Annotated in this window: 15 protein-coding genes; 2 read left to right on the top strand and 13 right to left on the bottom strand. The window is 70.6% G+C overall.

The features are described from left to right. Positions 1–3 precede the first annotated feature (3 nt). From ACF068_RS01140 to ACF068_RS01080, 13 genes are all read right to left on the bottom strand, one after another. Positions 4–315 carry an anti-sigma factor antagonist gene (locus ACF068_RS01140; RefSeq protein WP_392272043.1) on the bottom strand — a complete coding sequence of 104 codons (312 nt, stop codon included), beginning with the start codon at positions 313–315 and terminating at the stop codon, positions 4–6. Next, complete coding sequence (gene glgX, locus ACF068_RS01135) at positions 312–2,480, bottom strand: glycogen debranching protein GlgX (RefSeq protein ID WP_392272042.1); 2,169 nt, start codon at positions 2,478–2,480, stop codon at positions 312–314. Before glgX ends, ACF068_RS01140 begins: the two co-directional genes overlap by 4 nt. Then, entirely contained in the window at positions 2,477–2,818 is a 342-nt protein-coding gene (locus ACF068_RS01130; protein ID WP_392272041.1) for an STAS domain-containing protein, read from the bottom strand. Before ACF068_RS01130 ends, glgX begins: the two co-directional genes overlap by 4 nt. Continuing rightward, complete coding sequence (locus ACF068_RS01125) at positions 2,815–4,659, bottom strand: AGE family epimerase/isomerase (RefSeq protein WP_392272040.1); 1,845 nt, start codon at positions 4,657–4,659, stop codon at positions 2,815–2,817. The genes ACF068_RS01130 and ACF068_RS01125 overlap by 4 nt, the downstream gene beginning before the upstream one ends. Before the next feature lie 4 nt (positions 4,660–4,663). Then, a complete protein-coding gene (locus ACF068_RS01120) occupies positions 4,664–5,272 on the bottom strand; it encodes a DJ-1/PfpI family protein (protein ID WP_392272039.1) in 609 nt (202 codons plus the stop codon). Beyond that, the gene (locus tag ACF068_RS01115; RefSeq protein ID WP_392272038.1) at positions 5,256–6,911 is read right to left on the bottom strand and encodes a thiamine pyrophosphate-binding protein; all 1,656 of its coding nucleotides are present in this window, start codon (positions 6,909–6,911) and stop codon (positions 5,256–5,258) included. Before ACF068_RS01115 ends, ACF068_RS01120 begins: the two co-directional genes overlap by 17 nt. A gap of 39 nt (positions 6,912–6,950) precedes the next feature. Further along, entirely contained in the window at positions 6,951–7,787 is an 837-nt protein-coding gene (locus tag ACF068_RS01110) for a type 1 glutamine amidotransferase domain-containing protein (RefSeq protein WP_392272037.1), read from the bottom strand. A gap of 47 nt (positions 7,788–7,834) precedes the next feature. After that, positions 7,835–8,539: an EthD domain-containing protein gene (locus ACF068_RS01105; RefSeq protein WP_392272036.1), complete on the bottom strand. Its 705-nt coding sequence runs from the start codon at positions 8,537–8,539 to the stop codon at positions 7,835–7,837. A gap of 143 nt (positions 8,540–8,682) precedes the next feature. Next, positions 8,683–9,657: an NAD(P)/FAD-dependent oxidoreductase gene (locus ACF068_RS01100; protein WP_392272668.1), complete on the bottom strand. Its 975-nt coding sequence runs from the start codon at positions 9,655–9,657 to the stop codon at positions 8,683–8,685. 77 nt (positions 9,658–9,734) lie between these two features. Further along, positions 9,735–11,183, bottom strand: a complete 1,449-nt coding sequence (locus ACF068_RS01095; RefSeq protein WP_392272035.1) for a maltokinase — start codon at positions 11,181–11,183, stop codon at positions 9,735–9,737. Beyond that, positions 11,180–12,397: an IS701 family transposase gene (locus ACF068_RS01090; RefSeq protein WP_392272034.1), complete on the bottom strand. Its 1,218-nt coding sequence runs from the start codon at positions 12,395–12,397 to the stop codon at positions 11,180–11,182. The genes ACF068_RS01095 and ACF068_RS01090 overlap by 4 nt, the downstream gene beginning before the upstream one ends. A gap of 425 nt (positions 12,398–12,822) precedes the next feature. Next, positions 12,823–13,515 (bottom strand): SDR family oxidoreductase, encoded by a 693-nt coding sequence (locus ACF068_RS01085; RefSeq protein ID WP_392272033.1) that lies wholly within the window; start codon positions 13,513–13,515, stop codon positions 12,823–12,825. A gap of 27 nt (positions 13,516–13,542) precedes the next feature. Then, positions 13,543–14,889 (bottom strand): sugar phosphate nucleotidyltransferase, encoded by a 1,347-nt coding sequence (locus ACF068_RS01080; protein WP_392272032.1) that lies wholly within the window; start codon positions 14,887–14,889, stop codon positions 13,543–13,545. A 549-nt stretch (positions 14,890–15,438) separates the two neighbouring features. On the opposite strand from ACF068_RS01080, the gene ACF068_RS01075 reads away from it, so the two are divergent. After that, positions 15,439–16,257, top strand: a complete 819-nt coding sequence (locus ACF068_RS01075) for a LuxR C-terminal-related transcriptional regulator (protein WP_392272031.1) — start codon at positions 15,439–15,441, stop codon at positions 16,255–16,257. A 371-nt stretch (positions 16,258–16,628) separates the two neighbouring features. Then, positions 16,629–18,497 (top strand): site-specific DNA-methyltransferase, encoded by a 1,869-nt coding sequence (locus tag ACF068_RS01070; RefSeq protein ID WP_392272030.1) that lies wholly within the window; start codon positions 16,629–16,631, stop codon positions 18,495–18,497. The last annotated feature ends 7 nt before the right edge of the window (positions 18,498–18,504 follow it).

Raw genomic sequence — 18,504 nt, 5'->3', positions numbered from 1 at the left:
CCCTCAGGCGTCGATCAGGTCGATGCTGTGGTCGAACCCGGCCAGCCTGATCGTGTGGGCGACCGGCTCGGTGGCGCCGACGACGGCGATCCTGACGTCGTCGCCCATCTTCTGGCGGGCGAACACCAGCGACCGCAGGCCCGCGCTGGACATGTACGCCAGCTTCTCGGCCCGGATCACCAGCTCGATCGCCCCGGTCGCGGCGGCCTCGTCGATCGTCTCGTGGAACCGGCCGGCGCTGGAGGCGTCCAGCTCGCCGCCGATCTCTATCGTCGCGACCCGGTCGTTGACCCTGAGCCTCACGTCGAACGTCACGGTGCCATCTCCTTCAGCGTGGTGGGTACGGGGCGGCCGACGAGGACGACCGCCGAGTGCGGCCCCAGGTGGTAGCGCCCCGGGTGTTCCAGCGGGGGCTCCTGGCCGAGCGGGTGCATGCCGTACGGCATCAGGGCCCCCGTGTCGGCGAACAGGTGCCAGGCCTGGCCCTCCGGGAGCTGGGGGAGCTCCAGGTCGTGCGGCTCCCAGTGGGCGTTGACGGCGACGTACACGTGGTCGTCCGGCACCCCGCCCTTGGCGTGCCGGCCGCACCGCATCAGGGCGACGACCCGGCAGTGGTCCGCCCAGTCGGGGTGCCAGGCGCGGACGCCGTGCCAGCTCACGTCCGGGTAGCCGCTGCCCATCGAGTCGACGCCGCGCGGGTGCTCGGTGTTGCGCAGCACCGGGTGCGCGTGCCGGAAGGCGATCAGGCCGCGGGTGAACTCCAGCAGCTCGGCGTTGGCCTCGACGAGGCCCCAGTCGAACCACGACAGCTCGTTGTCCTGGCAGTAGGTGTTGTTGTTGCCGAGCTGGGTGCGGCCCACCTCGTCGCCGGCCAGGATCATCGGGACGCCCTGGCTGGTGAGCAGGATGGCCAGCATGTTCTTCATCTGGCGCATCCGCAGGTCCCGTACGTGCGGGGAGGCGCTCGGGCCCTCCTCGCCGCAGTTCCAGCTGTAGTTGTCGTTGGCGCCGTCGTTGTTGCCCTCGCCGTTGGCCTCGTTGTGCTTGTCGTTGTACGAGACCAGGTCGTTGAGGGTGAAGCCGTCGTGCGCGGTGACGAAGTTGATCGACGCCGCGGCCCCGCGGCCCCAGTACAGGTCCGGGGAGCCCGCCATCCGGGTCGCCAGCTCCCCGGCGACCCCCGGCTCGCCCTTGACGAACCTGCGCACCGCGTCCCGGTACTTGCCGTTCCACTCCGACCAGCGCCCGTAGTTGGGGAAGTGCCCCACCTGGTAGAGCCCGGCCGCGTCCCACGCCTCGGCGATCAGCTTGGTGTGCCGCAGCACCGGGTCGTACGCGAGCTGTTCCAGCAGCGGCGGGTTGGGCAGCGGAGTGCCGTCGGGGGCCCGGTCGAGGATGGCCGCCAGGTCGAAGCGGAACCCGTCGATGTGGTACTCGGCGACCCAGTGGCGCAGACAGCCCAGCACGAAGTCCCGGACGACCGGGTGGTTGCAGTTGACGGTGTTCCCGGTGCCGCTGAAGTTGTAGTACTGCCCGTCCGGGGTGAGCATGTAGTACGTGGCGTTGTCGAGCCCGCGGAACGAGATCGTCGGCCCGTGCTCGTTGCCCTCGGCGGTGTGGTTGAACACCACGTCGAGGACGACCTCGATGCCCGCCCGGTGCAGCTCCTTCACCAGCGACTTGAACTCGTCCGCCTGCATGCCGAAGCGGCCCGTGGCCGCGTAGCCGGCCTTGGGTGCGAAGAAGGAGACGGTGTTGTAGCCCCAGTAGTTGTGCAGCCGCTCCCCGCTGACCGGGTTGGTGCGCGGGTTGTCCAGCTCGTCGAACTCGAAGACCGGCAGCAGCTCGACGCAGTTGATCCCCAGCTCCTTGAGGTACGGGATCTTCTCCCGCAGCCCCGCGTACGTGCCCGGCGCCGTCACCCCCGAGGAGGGGTGCCGGGTGAAGCCGCGCACGTGCGTCTCGTAGATGACGAGGTCCTCGGTGGGGATGCGCAACGGGGTGTCGTCGCCCCAGTCGAAGTCGTCGTTCACCACCTGGGCGCGGTAGGGGTAGACGTTGTCCCAGTCGGGCTCCTCGCCCCACACGTTCCGGCCCGAGACGAGCCGGGCGTACGGGTCGCTGAGCACCCTGCGGGCGTCGAAGCGGTCACCGCTCACCGGGTCGAAGGGCCCGTCGGCGCGGAAGCCGTACTCCAGGTTCTCCAGGTCCAGCCCGAACACCGTCATCGCGTACACGCTGCCGGTGCGGAACTCGGCCGGGAAGGGGAGCTCCGCGGTCGGCCGGGGCGCGCCACGCTCGAAGAGCACCAGGCTCATCGAGGTGGCGCGGTCCGAGTAGACCGAGAAGTTGACGCCGCCGGGCACCGGGGTCGCGCCGTACGGGAAGGGCCGCCCGGCCCGTACCCGGTGGCCGGCGATCCGGTGCGTCGGGTAGGCGTCGACGCGTTCGCGCATCTCCGTCACGTCCCGGGGGCTCATCGTGCCGCCCGCTCCAGCTCGGAGTCCACGTCCTCGCCGATGTCGAAGAAGTCCAGGAAGCCGGTGGCGTTCATGACGAACGTGACCTCCTCCGACAGCCCGACGAGGGTGATCCGGGCGTCCACCTGCTGGGCGCGCCGGTGCACGATCAGCAGGGTGCGCAGTCCGGCGCTGGAGACGTAGGACACCCCGGTGAGGTCGACCAGCACCTCGGCGCCCTGCCGGATGAAGGGCAGGAGCTGGGCCTGGAGGCCCCCCGAGGTGGTGCTGTTGATCTCTCCGTCGAGGGCGATCACGGTGATGTCGCCCTCGGAGCGCGAGTTGACCTTGACGGTCATCCGGACACCTCCGTACGGCCGCGGGGAGCCAGGCGCACCTTGACCTTCACGCGGCCCGAGGTCTCGGGGAGCGTCACGGTCAGCGCGTCGGCGTCGAAGTCGGTGTGCGGCTCGCCCTCGACCTCGACGGACTCGACGCGCACCGAGCCGGCCGGCAGCAGGTCGGGCGCGACCCGCAGGACCCGGCCGTCCAGGTCGGACGGGTCGGGCTTGAACCAGAAGTCCATCGGCTTGCCGTTGACGAGCAGGTTGTTGTAGACGGCGGCGAGGTAGCACAGCTCCGCCGAGTGGTACATGCTCATCGAGTGGCTGCCCTTGAGCCGCTCGACGCCCAGCAGGTAGGGCAGGCCGCTCGCCAGGGTGTTGAAGTAGACGGCGCCCTCGTCGTGGTCGAGGAAGAAGGCGTTGTAGAACGACTGGGCGTCGCGGGCCTCGTCGCGGAAGTCCTCCCGCCCGGTGATGCCGTGCAGGATGAGATAGGCGAGGATCGCCTGCTCCTGCTGCCACCAGGCCTTGCGGTCGTGCCAGGCGAAGCGGAAGTGCTCCTCGCCGTCCACCTTGATCCGCTCGACCACGTCGTACCAGCCGCCGCGCTGCCGGTCGGCGCCGACCTCGGGCATGGTCTCGCCGATGGAGGCGGCCATGTCGAGGTAGGCGGCCTTGGGGCGCAGGCTGTGCATCCGCATCAGGTTCCAGGCGATCTTCAGGTTGTGGCCGACGACCGCCCGGTTCTGCTGCCAGCCGTGCGTGGTGTCGTGCGACCAGTCCTGGTGGAACCGCTCCTGCACGAAGGGGCTGTTCTTCGGGTCGGGGAACCGCTCGACGATGGTGTCGAAGGTGTACTCCAGCATGTCGGCGTACCGCTGCTCGCCCGTCGCCAGGTAGAGGTTGATCAGATAGGCGGGGGCGTGGTCGCCGACGGAGTTCCAGTTCTTGCGGGCCTTGTTGGGGCCGAGGGACTCGTGGTGCGGGCTGAGCAGGATCGGGTCGATGTGGGAGAAGTACCCGCCGTGCTCCGGGTCCAGGTAGAACCGGTCGAACAGCCGGATGGTGGCGTCGGCGTCGTCCTTGATGCGCGGGTCACCGGTGACCCGGTACGTCTGGACCGGCCCGGCGAGCGCGTAGATCTGCTCGTACGCCGGCAGCGCGTCGTAGTCGTCGGAGAACTCCGAGGTGAACAGCTTCTTCTCGATGTCGCCGTCGATCGACAGCCCGTGGTACCAGTACACGACGTTCTCGTCGGTGTCGACGAAGCGCATGTGCTCGCGCAGGTACTCGGTGCCGCGCTCGGCGACCTCCAGGTACTCGTCCTCGCCGGTCAGCAGGAACGCCGACGCCATGCCGTACACCAGCCGGGAGATCGTGTCGGTCTCCTGGACGTGGCTTGCGGTCTTCTCGCCGCCGAGGCGGATCTCGGTGCGGTACTGCTCGAAGTCGACCGGCCCGTCGCCGAACTGGGCCTTGCGGTAGAACGCGGCGATCTCCTGGATCTGCCGCACCCACCAGCCCGCCTCCTCGAAACGGAAGTCGTCGCCCTGCCGGCCCACGAAGACCAGCCGCTTGGCCTCGAACCGCAGCCGCTCACCCGGGTAGAACACGCCGTAGGCGAGGACGAACGTGCCCTCCCGCAGCATGTCGTCGATGTGGCCCGAGGCGTCCTGGTACGGCTCGCCCAGGTTGTGCAGCAGCTCGGCGCTGGGACCGCCGTCCAGGGATATCCGGAACTCGCCGCCGCCCGGGGTGACCACGGTCACCACCCGGGCCTCGCGGTCGAAGCCGGTGACCCGGCCGGCGATGGTGTCGGAGAACGTGAAGTTCACGGTGTCGGAAGTGGTGGACATGGCTTCACGCCCCTCGCAGCACGAGCTCGTCGATGATGGTCCTGGCGAACAGATGGCAGTGGTCGCCCGTCCGCGCGGTGACCAGATCCCCGTCCACGACGACGTCCTGGTCCACATAGTTGGCGCCCATGTTGCGGACGTCGCCGATGAGGTTGTTGTGGCAGACCACCTTGCGGCCGCGGACCACGTACGGGATGGACGCGGCGAGCCACATGCCGTGGCAGATGATCCCCTTGACCACGCCCGACCGGGCGAACGCCCGGCGCAGCAGATCGGTGGCCGGCGCCAGCCGCTCGATGTCCTCGGTGTAGCGCAGCCGGTCGGCGACCATGCCGGAGGGCACGATCAGCGCGCTGTACTCGCGCAGCCTCCGGTCGTCCAGGTCCTCCAGGCTGCGCGTCACCGTCAGCGGCGCCCGGTACTCGTGGCCGGTGAAGGTGATGGCCTTGTTGCCCCACAGCCGGGTGAGGAAGTCGACGCGGGCGCCCTCCTCGGCGAACCGGCGCTGGTAGTAGGCGATTTCCGGCTCGTAGAAGTCGCTCTCGGCGAGGATCGCGATCTTCCGGCCGGTGAGCACACCGTCGCGTGACGGCGTTTCAGCGGTGTTCGCCACGGGTTCCCCCTTCAGTGGTCCGCAGGTCGATGAGGAACGGCTTGTCGTCGCTGAGCATCCGCTTGACCGCGTACGCCACCTGTTCGTGGTCGTCGACCCGCAGCGCGTCGACGCCGAACCCCTGGGCGATCTGGCTGAAGCCGAGGTCGGGGTGGGACAGGTCGAACGGGGTGGGGTGGGCGTGCAGGGGGATGTCCCGCTCCCGCCAGTACTGCTCGATGTTGAGGTCGAGCAGCTTGTAGCTGCGGTTGTTGCAGATCACGAACTTGGCGCCGATGTCGTGCCGGACCGCCGTGTACAGCGCCTGGAACGTGTACATCGACCCGCCGTCCCCGGTGAAGCCGATGACGGTCTTGTCCGGGTGCGCCAGCTTGATGCCCAGCGCCCCCGGGATGCCCACGCCCAGCGACCCGCCGCGCGTGGAGAACCAGTGGCCCGGCAGCCGGCCCGGCAGGTAGGCGTTGAGCGGCCCGGCCGCCGTCAGCGCCTCGTCGAAGACCATCAGGTCCTCGGGCGCCTGCCCGGCCAGTTCGGCCAGGAAGTGGTGCAGCAGCGAGCCGTCGTCCTCCGGCCCGGCCGGCCGCTCACGTCGCCGGGTCTCCAGCCGGCCGGACGCCAGCGCCCGCGCCTCCGCGGACAGCCGGCCGTCCAGCTCGGTGGCGAGCGCGGCCAGCGTGGCCTTGGGGTCGGCCACCAGGCCGAGGGTGACCGGGTGGTTCTTGGCGATCTCGTAGCCGTCCAGGTCGATGTGGACGATCTTCGCGTCCGCGCGGAACGGATCGTCCAGGACCGGGAACACCTCGGGGAAGACGTACGTGCCGACGATCAGGACGGCGTCCGCGTCCTTCACCGCCGCCCGGCTCACCTCACCGAACATGTGGCCGAGCTGGCCCCGGTACAGCGGGTGGCGGGCGTCCAGGTTCACCTCGGAGAAGTCCACGCCCCACACGTCGGCGCCCAGTTGCTCGGCCACCCGGACCAGCTCCGCCTGCCCGCCGGACGCCGAGACGCCGTCGCCCACCAGGACGATCGGCTTCTCGGCGCCGGCCAGCAGCCGCGCCGCCTGCTCCACCAGGGAGGGCACCGGAAGCGCCCGGGTCTCCAGGAACGTGCTCGGGACGACCGGCTCGGTGTTGACCGCGTCCAGGACGTCCATGGGAAGGGAGACGAAGACCGGGCCGCGCGGCGGTGTCATGGCCATCTTCATGGCCCGCCGCAGCACCCGCAGCACCGAGCCCGGGTCGGTGACCCGGGTCGCGTACTTGGTGACGGGCTCCGCCATGGCCACCAGGTCGGCCGCCATCTGCGCGTCCATCGCGTCGTACCGGACACCCGCCTCGCCGGCGATGACGACGAGCGGCGAGTGACCGCGCTTGGCCTGGTAGAGCATGCCGATCGCGTTGCCGAGGCCGACGCCGCTGTGGAGCTGGAGCAGCGCCGGGCGGCCGGTGGCGCGGGCGTACCCGTCCGCGATGCCGGCGGCGACCGTCTCCTGCAGGGTGAGGATGTACTGGAGGCCGTCGTACTCCTCCAATGCGTCCAGGAATCCCTGCTCGACCGTTCCTGGATTGCCGAACATATAGGGAATTCCATCGGCGAGGAACTGCTCGATGATCGCCGCATTGCCCTGCCTGGCCATGTCTTCCTTCTCTCGTCTCTCGGCGATTAGCTCGTTGGATTACCAGCCGAAGCGGCGCAGCCCGTCCTCGAGGACCTCGACGATCTTCTCGCCGGTGAGATACGAGTCCGGCGTCGAGCGGCCGGTGATGAACGGGTAGTCCACGATCACCGACGTTTCCTTGCCGAAATTGCCGTGGTACCGGCCGTCGGGGCCCGTGGCGTCACGCAGGATGTATTCCAGCGGGTACGGCGGCGGCCCCATGACGAAATCGGTGCCGAGGAAACCGGTCCCGTCCTTGTAGTCGTACTCCTTGCAGTGACCGGTGACGTGCTTGCCCCAGATGATCGACTTGCGGTCCTCCCAGTCACGGGCGAACGCCAGCGGGGTGACGCCGTAGCACTCGGCCGCGATCGGCTTGCCGGCGCGCAGGAAGGACAGGATGATCTGGTGCACCCGCTCGTTGTTCGCCAGGTCCACGATCGGGCCGGAGCCGCCGACGATCAGCAGCGCGTCGTACTCCTCCAGCTCCTGGGCGACCACGTCCACCGCGCGGTGGTAGGCCTCCAGCTTGCGCAGGTAGTCCTCGTCCGCGGTGTACGGGCGCTCCGGCACCCAACTGGAGATGTCGATCGGGTCGTCCAGCCTGTCCGACTCGTCGACCTGCCGGGTCAGCTTGGCGACCTCCTCGGAGGTCACCGACTTGCCGAGCGGCGGGTCGATGTACGCGGGGTCCATGCTCGGCGGCAGCGCGTGCGCCCGCCCGCCGGTCGGGGTGGCGAACACGACCTCGTAACCGCGCTGGTCGAAGTGGTGCAGCGGCCCGACGAGCTCCTCGCCCCAGTAGCCGTACTCCGACAGAATCACGAGGATCTTCTTGGCGTTCCTTCTGGCCACGCCTGCTCCTTCGGTAATCGGTGGGCGGATCAGCGGCGGGTGGCCGGTCAGCGCGGCTCGGGGCCGATGATCCAGTTCTCCTTCACGGCGAGGGAGAACACGTACTTCGGGTCGGCCACCTCGTCACGGGCGGCCGCCACCTGGCCGGTGAAGTGCGGCGAACGCAGCGCCTCCGTCAGGGCGTCGACGTCGTCGAACCAGAGCTGCTCGACGCTGTCGAAGCCGGCCTCGCCGAAGACGTAGGCGCCGTCCACGGTGTGCGCGTGCAGGTAGCGGCGCAGCCCCGGCGTGGCCCCGACGACGGAGGCGTAGCCGCCGAGGGTCCGCTTGCGGTACTCCTCCAGGTCCAGGCCCGGCCGCCGCTTCATCAGGACGGTGAGCTTGACCCGGTCCTGGCCCTTGGCGAGCGCCGGGCCGGGGACGATCTCGTACGCCGTGGTGTCGACCACGATGGTCTGCCAGAAGGCGGCCCAGTTCGGCTCGTCGAGGCGGGCGCCCTGGAGGAACTCCTCCGTCTGGAGCGAGGCGAGCTGCTCCTCGCCGTTCGCCAGCCAGATCTCGGCGATGCCCTGGTGGGGCAGGGCCGGCGTGCCGAGGTCGGCGCCGGTCTCGACCCGCGTGTCGACCATGTATTTGCGGATCTGCGGGATTTTCGCGGCGTACTTCACCGCGTGGACGTCCACCCAGTAGTCCTGGAACTCCTGGGTGGCCATACCCGGCTTGGGCGCCGCCAGAATGAACTGATGAATCATGGAACTCTCCTTTTCGGCCCCGCGCGGCACGGCGCATGGAAATGCCACATTTCCGGGATGGTGCTCAGCCATCATTGGCGGCCGTCCGGGGGCGCGGCAAAGAACCTCCGCCGACTTCCTGAACTGACGTGCGATCCGTGCGATCAGTCGGCTTTGAGCTCGGGCGGATGGAGGAAGTAATGCGCCGCGGAGGCCGCTTGGGCGCCCTCGTGCACGGCGGCGGCCACCTGGTGGGAATGCAGGGAAGTGACGTCCCCGGCCGCGTACACACCCGGCACCGAGGTCTTCTGCTCGGAGTCGACCGCGATGTAGCCGGCGTCGTTGAGGCGCACGCCGAGGGAGCGGGCGAGCGCGGTCTCGGGCGTCGCGCCCTGGATGGAGAACAGGGCGTCGAGCCCGAGGCGCAGCCCGCCCCGGGTGACGACGGTACGTAGCTGTCCGTCCGCCCCCTCGACCTCCTCGATCCGGTCGTGGACCACCTCGACGCCGGCGTGGGCGAGCCGGCGGCGGAACGTTTCGCTGATGTCGTCGCGATGGCTGTTGGTCAGCAGCCGCACCCGGTCGGTCAGGGCGTGGAGCTGCATGGCCTCACCGGCGGCCGCGTCGGTGTGGCCGACCACGAGGATGCTGCGGCCCCGGTTCTCGTACCCGTCGCAGGTGATGCACCAGAACATTGAACGGCCCACGTACGAGCGCCAGTCGGGGAAGTGCGGGAAGTGGTCCAGCACCCCGGTCGCCAGCAGCACCGCCCTGGCCCGCCAGTGGTGCCCCTGCGAGCGCAGCGTGAAGCCGCGCTCCGCGTCGCCCTCGACGGAGGTGATCAGGTGGTGGACGATCCGCGCCCCCTCGTACCGGGCGAGCTGCTCGACGGCGAGCTTGCGCAGGTCCACGGTGGCGATGCCGTCGGGGAAGCCCAGGTAGTTGTGGTTCACCTGGTGGTGGGTGGACCGGCCGTGTCCGGTGTCGAACACCAGCACCCGGCGGTTGTACCGCGCCAGGTAGATGGCCCCCGACAGCCCGGCGGGGCCGCCCCCGACCACGGCCACGTCCGCGTCCACGCCCATGTCCGCACCCGTGTCCGCACCCGCGTCCACGTCCATGCCCGCACCCGTGTCCATGTCCACCGCCCGTTGTGTCCCCGGGGTTCGTGTCCCCGGGGTGTGCGTCGGTCCCGTCATGGCCCGGCCCCCGTCGCTCACCCGGCCGGGCGGTGCCGGCCCGCCAGGCGGCGCACCGCGGCCATGGGGATGGTGAGCCACTCGGGCCGGTTGTGGGCCTCGTACACCGCCTCGTAGACCGCCTTGTCCGCCTCGAAGGCGCGCAGCAGCAACGGCTGGCTGCGCGGGTCGGTGCCGCTCCCGGCGGTGTACCCGGCGCAGTACGCCCGTCTGTTGTGCACCGCCCACGCCGAGGCCCGGCGGGCCAGGCGCGTGCCGTGCACGTTCTGCGGCGACTGCTCGCCGGGCGGTACGCCCAGGACGGCGGCCAGCGCGTGGTGCGCGGCGTAGTCGAAGGACCGCAGCATCGCGGCGACGTCCCGCAGTGCGGGCTGGAGCCGGCGGCGCTCCGCCTCCGGCCGGCCCGGCTCGCCCTCGAAGTCGATCACCACCCAGCCCCGCTCGGCGCGCAGCGTCTGCCCGAGGTGCAGGTCGCCGTGGACGCGCTGGACGAGCAGCGGGGCGTTGCCGCGCTTGGCGACCTCCCCGAGGTCCTGGTGCACGGCCCGCAACTGCCGGGCGAACGGCAGCAGCGCCGGCACCTGGTCCAGCGCCGCCTCCAGCCGCCCGGTCAGCACGCCCACGAGCCGGTCGACCCGCGGGGCGTCGAGCTCCAGGGTCGGCAACTGCTCGGCGAGCGCGGCGTGCACCCGGGCCGTGGACCGGCCGAGGGCGTGGGCCTCCTCCGCGAAGCCGCCGAGCGGGGCGACGCTCTCGCACTCGCCCACGATGCAGGCGCGGGCCTCCTCGACGGCGATCGCCCAGCCGTCGCCCCGGTTGGGCACGAACTCCTGGAGGATGCCGAGCGTGATCTCCCCGCCGGGTGCCGCCGGCGAGGTCCGCACCCAGCCGAGCGGCGCCGCGCTGGGCACGTCGCCGGCCCGCCGCAGGGCGGCGAGCATCTCCACCTCCGCGTTCGGGCCGGGCACCACGTGCCGCAGCACCTTGAGCATCATCCGGCCGCCGAACGCGATGGACGTGTTGGACTGCTCGGCCGTGAGTACCGCCGCCGGCAGCCCGGTGGGGATGTCCGCGCCGGGCACGGGGTGGAACTCCACCGCGCCCGCGGTCCCGCCCGCCGCGATCCGGGCGAGCAGCCGCCCCATCAGCTCGGGGTCCTCGGTCGCCTCGTACAGCAGCGCGCCACCGCTGGGCCCGATGACCGCGTCGGCCAGCCCGTCCGGCACCGTGTCGCGCACCCCTACCAGCAACTGGTACCACTCGTCGTGCTCGGTGCGCACGACGACCAGGAGCAGCCGCGGGCCGTCCGCGCACACGGTCTCGACCAGGACGGGCACCACGTCGGGCGCGGCCCGGTCCTTGCCGCCGAACCAGCGCCGGCGGGCCAGCCAGCCGGGCAGCAGGCGGTGCAGGTCGGCGGCGATCCGCCCGGTCTCGGTCACGTCCGGGGACGGGGACACGGTCATGCGGCGGTCACCTTCGCGTTGCGGGGGACGGCGGACTCCGGGACGGGGCCGCGGGCGGCCCGGGAGAGCATGGTGACGGCGTGCGCGAGGGACACCATGGTCATGTGGTGGTGCCAGCCGCGGAACGAGCGCCCCTCGAAGTCGCGCAGCCCCAGCCGGTCGCTCACCTCCGCCTGGTCGCGCTCGACGCGCCGGCTGAGCATCGCGGTGCGGTAGACGGTCCCGAGCCGGGGCCGGGACAGGTTGGACAGCCAGTACTCGCTCGGCGCCCGCCGCCCCGGCTCGCCCCACGCCCCCAGGAGGACCAGGTCCTGCCGGCCCTCCCGGCCGCCGCCCGGGGAGCGCAACCGCACCCGGGCGGAGCCGACCGAGGTGGCGCGGACGACCCCGGTGCGGTGGTCCAGCCATTCGACGGGCATGCGGTTGCGGCTCAGTGCCCCGGTGAGGCCCGCGTCCGGGCCGGCCGCCGAGGCGGGGGAGTGCCCGCGCTCGGCGGGCCGCAGCGGTTCGACGCTCGTGTGCGACATGGCCGGATCCACTCGTACGACGAAGGGGATCTGGCGGTCCATCAGTTCCGCGCACACGGGGTGGGGCGCGGTGTCCCGGAGGTCCATCACCACCGGCCGGGCCGGCATGCTCCACTCGTCGGTCATCCGGGCGACCGAGCCGATCGCGCACTGCTCCGGCGGACAGGACCCGACGTGCTCCGGGATGGAGGCGCGTCGGCGCATCTCCGGCTCGTCCGTCCAGCACTCGGGCAGCGCCAGCCACCAGTCGACGGGGCTGCTGACCTGGTCGGACGCCAGCCAGAGGCCCATGCCCTGCTGGCAGTTGACGATCCGTCCGAGCTGCGCCACGAACTGCCGCTCGACGCCCACGGAGTGCTGTCCCACCTTGGTGATCACCAGCGGGCGCACCACCCAGGCGCGCGGCTCGGTGTGCTCATGGAGGTGCCGGGCCATTTCCCGCCGTACCGGCACACAGTCCCATGGGGACTTCGTAATGAATTGGTACAGGCTCTGTTCGACGCCGCCGCCCGCGTTGCTCGCGAGGGCCCGCATGGTCTTCTTTCCGTCGACCGAGAGAAGGCCCCGTACGTACAGTTCGCCCCAGCGGCGCTGATCGCTCCGGGGAATGGAAGCGAGCGTCCGCGTGAGGAACTCGGCGAATACAGCGGGGGAATAATCCTCGGGCATATTCAGGTCTGGTTCCACGACCGTTACCCAGCTCTCTCCACAGAAGTCTATGTCGGTCCGGAGGAAATCGGCCAGCCGGTTTTTTCCTCTCATTCACGCCGCGCGGGACCGGGACCTCCGGAAAGAGGGCCCGGGAGCGGAAACCGTGAAGCGGACCCCGGGGCCGGTGCGCGGGTGCGCCGGGGACGGCACCACCACGCGCTTCCGGCCCCGGGTCCGGCCCCGTCGCCTCGGGGGATGTGGGCGGCGGGGGTGATGACGGGGGCGGGGGACGGATCCGGCCCGCCCACGTCGGTCTCGGGGAGCGGCGTCCCGGGGGCCTCCGGGAGCGGCCCGGCCGGCCGGCCGCGCCGCCACCGCGTCCGGGCCGCCCGGCCCCGCGGGACCCGGCAGGTCCGCGGGGGGACGCCGCTGCGGTGCGGACGCGTCCCGGGCCGCGCCGGCTAGCGGCTGCGCTCGAGCTGGCGGTCGGCGCCGAGCCGGGCGAAGAGCGGCGCCCAGTCGGTCGGCGTCTCGCCCAGTTCGTTGTACATCTCGAAGGTGCGGCCCACGGCCGCCGGTGAGGCGAGGGCCTGCACGCAGGCCTCCGCCACCGCCGTCCGGGACACCCAGCCGTCCCCCCGGTCGCCCTGTTCCAGGCGCACCCGGTTGCCCGCGAAGCTCTCGTCGGTCAGCCAGCTCGGCCGCACCACCGTGTAGGGCAGCCCGGACTCCCGTACGGCGTCCTCCCCGCGCAGCCGCCAGTCGAGCAGCCGGCCGTACGCGTTCATGGGGTGCTCGCGCCGGGTCACGAAGATCTGGCTGACCAGGACGAAGTGCGGCCGCTCACCGTGCTCGGTGGCCGCGGCCAGTACGTTGCGCACCCCGTCGTACATGGTCGTCTCGGGGCTGTCCGGACCGGAGTCCGCGGTGCCCGGCTCGACGCTGAACACCACCCCCGCGCAGCCGCGCAGCGCGATGGCCAGCGAGTCGGCGTACCGCACGTCGGCGCGGTGTTCCTCCACTCCGAGCGGCAGCCGTCCCCGTTCGGGATGCCGGCTCACCACCCGTACCCGGGTGCCTTCTTGAAGCAGGCGGCGGGTCACCAGACTGCCCAGCCGGCCCGCGCCTCCGATAACCGCAATGGGACTCCGCATGGTCCCCTCCAGGAGTGATCCCCGCCGCTACACCCAGTTGAGGATGTCGTCGGCGCTCTTGAGTTCCGTTTCCGCGGGCACCCCGGTCATCGCGGGCACCCTGAGCCGCGGGTAGACGCTCACCCCGCAGAACCGTGACCCCGGCCAGAGCATCGCGCCGTCGCCGATGGCCGAGTAGCGTTCGAGCCGTGCGGGCCGGGTCCGCTCTGAGCAGACCTCGGCCATGGGGCCTATGTAGGAGTCCTCGATCTCGGCGTACGCGCCGACCACGGCGGACTCCCCGACGGCCGAGCGGACCACGGCGGCGCCCTCGCGGACCTCGGCCCCGTCGCCGATGTCCGCGTGGTCGAGCCGTACGCCGGGCCCGATCTCCACCTCGCGGCCGATCCTGACGCCCGGTCCGATCACCACCGAGCCCTCGTCGATCTTCTGGGCCAGGGTGGTGCCGGTGACGTCGTCCTTGGTGCGCAGGCTGCTCTCGTGGATCCAGCAGCGCGGCGAGGCGACGTCGGGCCGCCTCATCAGCCGGTTCATCTGCTCGTACGCGCCGTCGAGCACGAGCCCCAGGGTGTGCAGGTAGTCGGGCACGTTGCCCAGGTCGCCGAGCCGCCCGATGGAGTGGGCCGCCACCGGCAGCCCGCGGGCGGCGAGCCAGGGCAGCAGGTCCTGGCCCCAGTCGAGCCGCTGGTAGCTCTGCCGGAACAGCTCCGGTTCCCTGGCGAGCAGCCGCAGCCGTGCGCAGTCCACCAGGTACATCCCCGCGTTGGTGGGGAGGGTGACCCCCGGGTCCACCGTGGTGCGCGGGAAGAGCTCCCCGATCCGGTCGGGGCCGGGCTTCTCCACGAAGCCCTGGACCAGGCCGTCGTCGTCGGTGCGCATCACCCCGTACTTGCCGGCGATCTCGTCGGCCGTGCGCCGTACGGCGGCCACGGTCACCAGGGCGCCGCGCTCGGCGTGCGTCGCCTCCATCGCCTTCAGGTCGAAGTCGAAGAGGGAGTCGACGGGGAGCACCAGGGCCCGGCCCTGGAGGTCCCACTGCTCGAGGTTGTGCAGGGTGGCGCCGGCCGAGCCGACGTTGTACCGGTCGAAGCGCGAGCGCGAGTAGGTGACGTCGACGCCGTAGCGCTCGCCGTGCCCGAGCAGGAGCTTGATCTGGGTACGGTTCTCCAGGCCGTGGGTCACCACGTAGAAGCGGCGGATGCCCTGCTCACGGCAGGCGTCCACCACCCACTCCACGAGGCGGCGCCCGGCGAACGGGATCAGCGCCTTGCTGCGGATGTGGTCCGGGGACTTGAGCGTGATGGGCTTGGCCCGCTCGCCCCGGCCGCCGGCGAGGAGTATGCCGACCGTTTCCCCGTTCTTGTCCGTACTCATCGAACAGAGCCCCCTCGACTCGGGTGAATCACCGACTCCCCGAATTCGTCCTCCGGAAAACTGACGCCCTGTCGGGCCGCTGGTGCTTTACGGGGACTCAGGGGCCCCATTCGTCGTCTTCGGTGGAGGCCACGATCTGGCCCGTGGCGGAAATGGATCCCTCGCCTCCGCCCTCCGTGGCGGATGCGAAGAGTCCGAGGAGCAGTATCAGAGCCGGAAGCCCGAACAGGCGCCCGGCCTCTCTCGTGCGGTTCACAATCCCTCCCCTGGCCGAAAGGCTCTTTGCCCTTCCGCCTTCAGAAGAATGCCGTACCTCCCCACAGGAAAGGGTCGTTCAGTAGCATCATGATCACGCAATGCGAGAATCGGAAGGAGTGGCAAATGTGCAGGAACTCGGACTTAGCCCCTCATTCGAACGTCGCCAGCCTGTGTGACCGGGGCCTGGAGGCCTACCGTCGTGCACTGGCGCATGGTCCGATATCGGGGGATGTGCCCGAATGTCTGCTCCGCTTGGGTCTCCTACGGCCATTGGCCGAAACCCCGACACTCATGGCCGCCGTGCCCCCGGACATCGCCGGCCGCGAACTCACCCGCCCCATCGAGCGCGCCATGCTCGCGCACCGGCAAACGCTGGCCGCCATCGGTGACTCGATCGCAACGGCCGAGGACATCTACTCCGCGACCCGCCAGGCCGTGTCCAACGCCCCCGTACGTCTGCTCCAAGGAGAGGACGTCATACGTGCCGCGCTCGAACAGGCCGCGGACGACTGCCGCGAGGAACTGCTGACCTGCCAGCCCGGCGGCCGCCGCGACCCGGCGTCCCTGGCCCGCTCACTGTCCCGCGTCCTCACCATGCACCGGCGCGGCGTCAAGCAGCGCACGCTCTACCAGCACACCGTGCGCGCCCACGGCCCCACCCTCGCCTACATCGAGCAGGCCACCGCCTCCGGCGCCCAGTTCCGCACCCTCAACGAGGTGTTCGACCGGCTGATCATCTACGACCGGACCACGGCCTTCATACCGGACCCGCGCCACGAGCTGAGAACCGCGGCCCTGGCCATCGACCACCCAGCGATAGTGCACTACCTCGCCAAGGTCTTCGACCACGCCTGGGCGCGTGGCGAAGCGGTCAGCATCACCCAGGAGTACGTCCGCCCCCCGCTCATGACCGACGAGACCCGTCGCGCCGTGCTGCGGCTGATGGTGGAGGGGTACACGGACGCGGCGATCGCCTCACGGCTGGGCATCAGCCCGCGCACCGTCTCCACCCACATCAAGAAGGCCTCCGACCTCCTGGGCGGCCGGAGCAGGGCCCACCTGGCCTACCTCCTGGCACGGTCCGACCTCCTCGACGCCGGACACGGCTGACGGGCGGGGCCGCCGGCACGGCGGCGTCCGGACCACACCCCCCACACCCCACACCCACGCCCCGCACATCCACCCCCCGCACATACACGCCCCCGCACATCCACGCGCACGCGCACCCGCACCCATACCCGCATCCGCATCCGCATCCGCATCCGACCCCCGTCCCCCGTCCCCCGTCCCCCGTCCCCCGGGACCCGACACCCCGTCCGCCCCGCCGCCTCCCCGCGCAGTGGCCCCCACCGGACGGCCCCACGACCCGCCGAACGGTACGGTGGCGGTCAAGTGGCGGCGCCCGCACAGGAATTCCCCAGGGCCCCGTCGCCGACGACAAGGCGTACGGACGACAGGAACGGTGGACGAACAAGGTGTCGATGCAGCGGATGAGGCCGGACGACCCAGAAATCCGGTCCCTCGACCTGGTGGACGAGAACATCACGCAGCTCAAGAAGCTGTTCCCCAGCGCCTGCACCGAGGACGGTATCGATTTCGACGCCCTCCGTGAACTCCTCGGCGGCACCCTCGCCGAAGGCCAGGAAAAATTCGGTCTCTCCTGGCACGGAAAGAAAAGGGCGGCCGAAGTGGCCAGGCGGCGCAGCAACGGCGCACTCCTGCCGCGCCCCGCCGACAGCGTCGAATGGGACACCACCGCCAACCTGATGATCGAGGGCGACAATCTCGAAGTCCTCAAACTTCTCCAGAAGAGCTACGCCCACAAGGTCAAGCTCATCTACATCGACCCGCCCTACAACACCGGCCGCGACTTCATCTACCCCGACAACTTCCAGGACGGCGTCCGCAACTACCTGGAGCTCACCGGCCAGCTCGACGGCGAGGGAGGGCGGCTGAGCAGCAACGCCGAGACCTCCGGCCGCTACCACAGCGCCTGGCTGGACATGATGTACCCGCGGCTGTTCCTGGCCCGCAACCTCCTCAGGGAGGACGGGGTCGTCTTCGTCTCCATCGACGACCACGAGGTGCACAACCTGCGGGCGGTCATGGACGAGATCTTCGGCCCGGAGAACTTCATCGCCTCCGTCATCTGGCAGAAGGTCTATTCCCCCAAGAACAGCGCCCGGCACTTCTCCGAGGACCACGACTACATCCTCGTGTACGCCAGGGACGCCGACGCCTGGACACCGGGACTCCTGCCGCGCACGGACGAGCAGAACGCGGCGTACAAGAACCCCGACAACGACCCGCGCGGCCCCTGGAAGGCCGATAACTTCACCGCCCGCAATTACTACAGCAAGGGCACCTACTCCATCACCACGCCCGGCGGCCGGCTCATCCCGGGCCCGCCGTCCGGCACGTACTGGCGCTACTCCGAGCAGACCATGCGGGAAATGGAGGCGGACAACCGCATTTGGTGGGGGAAGGACGGCAACAACAGCCCCGCCGTCAAGCGCTTCCTCTCCGAGGTCAAACAGGGCCGCATTCCCCAGACCTTCTGGCCCTACGGGGAGGTCGGCCACAACCAGGACGCCAAGCGCGAGCTGCTGGAGCGGGTCACCTTCGCCTCCTCCGACAGCGTCTTCGACACCCCCAAGCCCACCCGGCTCATCCGCCGCATCCTGACCCTGGCGACCCGGCCGGACACCGAGGACATCGTCCTCGACTTCTTCGCCGGGTCCGGCACCACCGGCGACGCCGTCCTCCAGGCCAACGCCGAGGACGGCGGCAACCGGCGCTACATCCTCGTCCAGATCCCCGAGCGGACCGGATACCCCGACCACCCCACGGTCGCCGACATCACCCGCACCCGCCTCCGCGCCGCCGCCGCCGCCCTCCCGGCCGCCCCCGACCGGGGCTTCCGGTCCTTCGCGCTCGGCGACTCCAGCGTGCTGCGCTGGGACACCTCCCGCCAGGACGTCGAGCAGCAGACCCTGGAGGTCGTCGACAACATCGTCCACGGCCGTACCGACGAGGACGTGCTCTACGAACTCCTCCTCGGCCGCGGCCTGGACCTCTCCCTCCCGGTCACCACCCGCGTCTTCGGCGGCATCGCCGTCCACAGCACCGGGGGCGGGCGGCTGTTCGCCTGCCTGTCGGAGGCGGACAGCATCGGCAGGGACCGGGTCGAGGCCCTCGCGCACGGCATCGTCGACTGGCGCAAGGAGCTGGAACCGGCGGGCGAGGTGTCCGTCTACTTCAAGGACGTCGCGTTCCGGGACGACGTGGCCAAGGCCAACATGGCGGCCATCCTCGACCAGTACGGCTTCCCCCTCGTGAAGAGCCTGTAGGTGAGCT

The organism is Streptomyces sp. NPDC016309 (assembly GCF_043077235.1).
Classification (GTDB): domain Bacteria; phylum Actinomycetota; class Actinomycetes; order Streptomycetales; family Streptomycetaceae; genus Streptomyces.
Note: the sequence above shows the minus strand (reverse complement) of the source record. Positions and strands in the feature narration are given on the sequence as shown.

What these genes read in the sequence shown, in the direction of transcription:
- glgX (WP_392272042.1), bottom strand. Translation starts at nt 2,480, where the DNA reads ATGAGCCCCCGGGACGTGACGGAGATGCGCGAACGCGTCGACGCCTAC.
- ACF068_RS01130 (WP_392272041.1), bottom strand. Translation starts at nt 2,818, where the DNA reads ATGACCGTCAAGGTCAACTCGCGCTCCGAGGGCGACATCACCGTGATC.
- ACF068_RS01125 (WP_392272040.1), bottom strand. Translation starts at nt 4,659, where the DNA reads ATGTCCACCACTTCCGACACCGTGAACTTCACGTTCTCCGACACCATC.
- ACF068_RS01115 (WP_392272038.1), bottom strand. Translation starts at nt 6,911, where the DNA reads ATGGCCAGGCAGGGCAATGCGGCGATCATCGAGCAGTTCCTCGCCGAT.
- ACF068_RS01105 (WP_392272036.1), bottom strand. Translation starts at nt 8,539, where the DNA reads ATGATTCATCAGTTCATTCTGGCGGCGCCCAAGCCGGGTATGGCCACC.
- ACF068_RS01100 (WP_392272668.1), bottom strand. Translation starts at nt 9,657, where the DNA reads ATGGACACGGGTGCGGGCATGGACGTGGACGCGGGTGCGGACACGGGT.
- ACF068_RS01095 (WP_392272035.1), bottom strand. Translation starts at nt 11,183, where the DNA reads ATGACCGTGTCCCCGTCCCCGGACGTGACCGAGACCGGGCGGATCGCC.
- ACF068_RS01085 (WP_392272033.1), bottom strand. Translation starts at nt 13,515, where the DNA reads ATGCGGAGTCCCATTGCGGTTATCGGAGGCGCGGGCCGGCTGGGCAGT.
- ACF068_RS01080 (WP_392272032.1), bottom strand. Translation starts at nt 14,889, where the DNA reads ATGAGTACGGACAAGAACGGGGAAACGGTCGGCATACTCCTCGCCGGC.
- ACF068_RS01075 (WP_392272031.1), top strand. Translation starts at nt 15,439, where the DNA reads ATGGCCGCCGTGCCCCCGGACATCGCCGGCCGCGAACTCACCCGCCCC.
- ACF068_RS01070 (WP_392272030.1), top strand. Translation starts at nt 16,629, where the DNA reads ATGCAGCGGATGAGGCCGGACGACCCAGAAATCCGGTCCCTCGACCTG.